Below are 5,434 nucleotides of genomic sequence, written 5' to 3'. Positions count from 1 at the left end.
GGATTTAAAAATCTTTCAAAAAGTAAATTGTATTTTATTGGATCAACGTTGGTAATTTTTAAAGTCCATGCAACCAAAGATCCAGCAGCTGAGCCTCGGCCGGGACCGACCGGAATATTTTGTTCCTTTGCCCATCGTATAAAATCCGACACAACTAAAAAGTAACCGATATAGCCCATTTGGATAATTGTATCCATTTCCCATTCAAGTCTATTCAAATACTCTTGATATAAATTTGTAGGGAACAAGTTTTCTTGTTTAAATTCTTCAAGCCCTTCGCGCGCCAATTTTTTGAAAAAATCTTCTTCGGTATATTCTTTTGGAATTGGACTTTGTGGAAAAAATAGTTTTCCAAATTCAAATTCAAATTCGCATTTGTCTGCAATTTCTCCGGTATTCCAAACAACTTCCGGATTATCCGGAAAGAAATCTAAAATTTCTTGTGTTGTTTTTACGTGGCATTCAAAATCACCAAATGTCATTCTATCCGGATCCGACATTTTTGCTTTTGTACCGATTGCAAGTAAAATTTCATGTGCATAGTAATCATCTTTATTTAAATAATGAGCGTCACATGTGGCAATTGTTTTAATGTTATATTTTTTACTAAGTTCGAAAATTTTTTTATTTAATTCTATTTGATCTTTTTCCGGATGTGGTTGTACTTCTACGTAAAATCGTTCGGGTCCAAAATTTTCTAAAAACCATTCCGTACGTTCATATACTGCCGGATAATCATTATTCATTAAAAGCGTTGGAATATGTCCGCCCAAACATGCCGTACTTACAATTAACCCCTCGGAATATTTTTGCAAAACTGCATAATCAATTCTTGGTTTGAAATAATATCCATCGGTTTGAGCAAATGCCATTAATTGGCATAGATTTTTGTAACCTATTTTATTTTGTACAATTATTAAAATGTGAAAATATTTTTCATTTACATCTTTTATTTTTGCATCCGGAGTAAGATACATTTCTACGCCAAGGATTGGTTTTATTCCAGCTTTTTTTGCAGATTTGAAAAATTTTACGGCGCCAAAAATATTTCCATGATCCGAGATGCCAACAGCTTTCCAATTTTGTTGCTTAGCCATGGCTATTAATGAATCTATTTTTATTGCACCGTCAAGCAGTGAAAATTCGGTATGTAAATGTAAGTGTACAAAATGTTTATCCATAATTCTCTTTTAAAAATTTGTATTATAAGCAAAAAGTTTATATTAAATTTTTGTAAAAGTTAAAAATAATTTTTATATATTTTATCAAATTCACAGATACAATCTTCAATTGAATAACGCTTGAAAGGATCTTTATTACAGCAATTTATTATAAGTTCGTTTAATATATGATTGTTGTCTTTTAAAAAATTTATTAACCATTGATTGCTTTTTGCATATAAAGAAAAAAGTTTTTCTTCTTCTTCATAGTTCTTTATTTCCTTAAGTATTGATGGCGTTAAAATGATATCACTTGCAAATTTGTCATGTACTATAAACAATATAATTAGACCTAGCGCATAAATATCTATTTTTGTATCTACTAAAAATGGCTTATTTAAAACCGCATCTTCTATTATTTCCGGAGCCAAATATTCTGTTGCACCTACTTTTGTATCCAGTAATATATTTTTATTCGCATCATATTTAATGCATGATTCAAGATCAGATAATACTGTGCGTATTACTGCCTGTTCATTAATATTTTCTATAAACAAAAGTATATTATCCGGTTTTAAATCCAGATGTAAACATTGTTTTTTGTTATGTAAGTATTTTATGGCTTTTAAAATATTTTTGATTATCTTTAGTTTTATTTTTTCTAAATTTACAGTTTCTATATTTATCTTTTTATTATCTAAAAAGTATTTTGGATTTTTTAAAAAATTTTCTAAAGAACAATCTGCTAAATCTTCTATAATTGTTTTTGTACTATCGTTTTTATATTCAATTTTTATTATATTTTCATGTTCAAAAAGAGATAGTTTATCGCGTTCGTTTTTATAATTTTTTTCATTATAAAATTTTATTCTGACGTATTTGTTTTTCCCAATAGCAACTTCATCTATAATTTTGGAATTTGTACAATAAGTATTTTTTATAAAAATTATATTTTTAGGAATTAAATCCAGCGATTTTAAATTGCCGGTGCAAGTTATAAATAGAAATAGTAAAAAGTATTTGTTTATAGTTGCTTCTATCATAATTTATCTATTTTCTTTTTTATTTTATTACATTGTATATAGAATTATAAAAATTAAAATTAATTATACAAAAATTAAGGGAGACGTTTATGTTGAAAATAAAATTTTTTTTATTTTCATATATTTCAATTAATTTAATTTTCAGTAGTCTTTATCCAGCCAAATTTGCAATTTTTGTTCCATATAGTAAAGAAAATAAGGTTTATGTCCGTAAAAAATTTAATGAATCTATTGCCAAAAAGTACTTAAAAATTATATTGGATGAAATTTTACAATATGCAAAAGATAATAGCATGATATCAGATAAATATAACGAGAATTATTCCTTGCTTGATCAGTTTAAATTTTTTTCGATAAGCGATAAGGACGTTTTATCAGGGCTTTATCGTACATGTGACGATAGCAAAGAGGCTTTGGAATATTTTTTTTATCAAGAAAAAGGTGGATCGAAATTTGGTAGACACCGATTACTTAAAGACATTGAAAATTACGAAAAAATTTATGTTTTTGAAAAACCTGAAAAATTTTTTAAAAATGCAGGTTGGGAGCGTGTAAATAACGAAAAAAAAATATATTTTTGTCACTTTGATAAGAATAAGAATTGATATTTGATATAGAATTTCCAATCTAAAAAATAGGGCCCAATTTTCAGGCCCTACCAAAACTATTATAAATAAATTTATATTCTATTGTGTTAAAAATACAAGTTTAATTTTTTATACAAGCTTTATTTCTTTTAACTTTTTATCATTCATTTCGTCAACTTTTGCAGTGTATTGGTCTGTAATTTTTTGTAACAGATCACTTAATCTTTTTGCAAAATCTTGAGATATATCTTTTTCTTTTTCTGATTCACGAATTGAATTATGAAATTCTTTTCTTATATTTCTTATTCCAATTTTGCATTCTTCTGTTTTTTTACCAAGAATTTTTTCCAGCTCAGTTCTTCTGCTTTCTGTCATTTGTGGTAATTGAATTCGAATTAAATTGCCATCATTTACAGGGGTAACGCCTAAATCGGAAGCAGCAATACCTTTTTCTATGTCTATTATTACCGTTTTGTCCCATGGTTGAATTGTAATAAGTCTTGCGTCAGGAGTTGAAATACTTGCAAGATCTTTTATACGCATCTGCTGGCCATAAACTTCTACTTTTACATCTTCTACAAGTTTTGTAGACGCTCTTCCTGTTCTTATGGCTGCAAGTTCTCGTTCATAATGCTTTACAGGATTTTCCATCTCTGTTTTTGTTTGTTTTTCAAAATTTGAACTATTACCTTCTTCGAATATTATTTCGACCATATATTTTTCCCTTTACTCAATAGTACTTCCAAAATTTGAATCATTTAAAAGTTTTATAATGGAATTATGCTCAAATATATTAAAAATTCTAATTTTTATATTATTTTCAAGTGCCATAGCTATAGCTGTAAGATCCATTACTTTTAACTTTTTCTCAAGAACCGTATCAAATTTTATATTTTTTATCAACTTGGCATCTTTATTAGTTTTAGGATCTTTATCAAAAAGCCCATCAACCTTTGTTCCCTTTAATAGCTGTTTTGCACCTATTTGTAAACCACGTAAAACTGCATTTGTGTCTGTTGTGAAATATGAGTTTCCGGTTCCTCCAACAAATATTATAACTTTGTCGCCATCAAAAGCGCAATTTATTTTCTCAGATGTTATTTTATCTGCCACAGATGGGCAATCTATAGATGTTAAAATTTTTGTTTTTATATTTGCACTTTCCAGCATATCGCGCAAAACTAGGCCGTTTACCATTGTGGCAACCATGCCTGCAATATCACCGGTTTCTCGTTTTATTCCAAGAGTTTTTCCGTTTTGAACTCCGCGAAAAATATTTCCCGCACCTACAACAATTCCAATATTGTAATTGTTGGAAATTATTTTTATTTGGTCGATCACGTTTCTAAGATTATCAGTGGCGACAAAAAGCTCACCACTGATTTTTACTACTATTTTTTCCATATTTTTCTACGCTTTTATTGTTTGCCTACAAAAAATCTGGTGAAATTTTTTATTTCAAGTTTTAAACCTGTTTCTTTTGAAACTGATTCTACCAATTGATTTACTTTCAACTTATCATTTTTAATATAAACCTGATTTTCAAGACAAACATCTTCATAAAATTTGGCCAATTTACCTTGCATAATTTTTTCGACCATGTTTGCAGGCTTGCCTGAGCTTAAAAGTTGCTCTTTTATAATTTCTTGTTCTTTGGCTATTACGTCTTTATCCAAATCGTTTGATGAAATTGAAAGTGGATTTGTAACTGCAATTTGCATACAAAGATCGTGTGTAAGCTGTTTTAATTTTTCTACATTAGCACCGGTAATTTCTTTATCAGCTCTTAATTCAATTAATATTCCAAGATTTGCACCCGGATGAATGTAAGAGTTAACAAAGCCGAAATTATCTGTTTCATAAAGTACAAATTCTTCTGCTTTAATGCTTTCTGCAATTTTTGCAATCAGTTCTTCCAGTTTTTGTTGAATTGTTATTTTTCCATTAAAAATTATTTCATTCAATAGATTTTCAACAGATTTACAACCTTTACTTAAAATGTGTTCACAAACATCTTTGGCAAAATTTTTCATATCCTGGGTGTTTGCCGAAAAGTCAGTTTCGCAAGACATTTTTAAAAGAACACCTTTTCTAAAATCTTTGGACAAACAACTTTCAACATGTCCATTATCGGTAGCATTTCCGGCTCTTTTTTGAGCAACTGCTGCGCCTTTTTTCCTTAAAATTTCAATGGCTTTTTCTATATCGCCATTTGATTCAATAAGAGCTTTTTTGCAATCCATCATTCCTACTTGTGTTTTTTCTCTAAGCTCTTTTATAAGTTCCATTGTAATTTCTGCCATTTGATTACTCCTGTTATAACTATTTTTATATTCAAATTCATTTTCATTAGAATGCCAAATTTGACCGATTTTACAAGATATTGCGCAGATTTTGACAAAATAAGGGTAAACATTACTATATTTTCAATAAAACTTGTTTGTTTTTTCGTTTAATTATTGTAAAATAGTAGCTCATAAAAGATTAAAATTGTTTATAATGTCACAAGGAGTTTAAAATGCCAGTACCAAAACGCAAGACGTCGAAATCTAGAAAAAATAAACGATCTGCCGGTAAAAAAGCCATTGTTTTAAATTTTTCAAAATGCCCTACATGCAGTGCTCCGGCACAAGCTCACGCTGTT

Annotated in this window: 7 protein-coding genes; 2 read left to right on the top strand and 5 right to left on the bottom strand. The window is 28.7% G+C overall.

The annotated features are described in order from the left end of the window. Together dnaE and KKE07_00100 are read right to left on the bottom strand one after the other, a co-directional pair. Positions 1 to 1,181 (bottom strand): DNA polymerase III subunit alpha (gene dnaE, locus KKE07_00105; GenBank protein ID MBU4269270.1); only part of this gene is annotated, 1,181 nt, incomplete at its 3' end. Between the two features lie 59 nt (positions 1,182 to 1,240). Then, positions 1,241 to 2,203, bottom strand: a complete 963-nt coding sequence (locus KKE07_00100) for a protein kinase (GenBank protein MBU4269269.1) — start codon at positions 2,201 to 2,203, stop codon at positions 1,241 to 1,243. 89 nt (positions 2,204 to 2,292) lie between these two features. Between KKE07_00100 and KKE07_00095 the strand changes: the two genes are divergently transcribed. Beyond that, positions 2,293 to 2,808: a hypothetical protein gene (locus tag KKE07_00095; GenBank protein ID MBU4269268.1), complete on the top strand. Its 516-nt coding sequence runs from the start codon at positions 2,293 to 2,295 to the stop codon at positions 2,806 to 2,808. Between the two features lie 111 nt (positions 2,809 to 2,919). Here the strand turns inward: KKE07_00095 and frr are convergent, their stop codons facing one another. The 3 genes from frr to tsf form a co-directional block, all read right to left on the bottom strand. Further along, a complete protein-coding gene (frr, locus tag KKE07_00090; GenBank protein MBU4269267.1) occupies positions 2,920 to 3,441 on the bottom strand; it encodes a ribosome recycling factor in 522 nt (173 codons plus the stop codon). Positions 3,442 to 3,516: 75 nt separating this feature from the next. Then, positions 3,517 to 4,194 carry a UMP kinase gene (locus KKE07_00085; GenBank protein ID MBU4269266.1) on the bottom strand — a complete coding sequence of 226 codons (678 nt, stop codon included), beginning with the start codon at positions 4,192 to 4,194 and terminating at the stop codon, positions 3,517 to 3,519. Positions 4,195 to 4,208: 14 nt separating this feature from the next. Then, entirely contained in the window at positions 4,209 to 5,093 is an 885-nt protein-coding gene (gene tsf / locus KKE07_00080) for a translation elongation factor Ts (protein ID MBU4269265.1), read from the bottom strand. Between the two features lie 215 nt (positions 5,094 to 5,308). On the opposite strand from tsf, the gene rpmF reads away from it, so the two are divergent. Then, a partial coding sequence (rpmF, locus tag KKE07_00075; GenBank protein MBU4269264.1) for a 50S ribosomal protein L32 occupies positions 5,309 to 5,434 on the top strand: 126 nt, incomplete at its 3' end.

It is taken from the genome of Candidatus Dependentiae bacterium (genome assembly GCA_018897535.1).
GTDB lineage: Bacteria > Babelota > Babeliae > Babelales > UASB340 > UASB340.
This window is presented reverse-complemented; position numbering and strand designations above follow the sequence as displayed.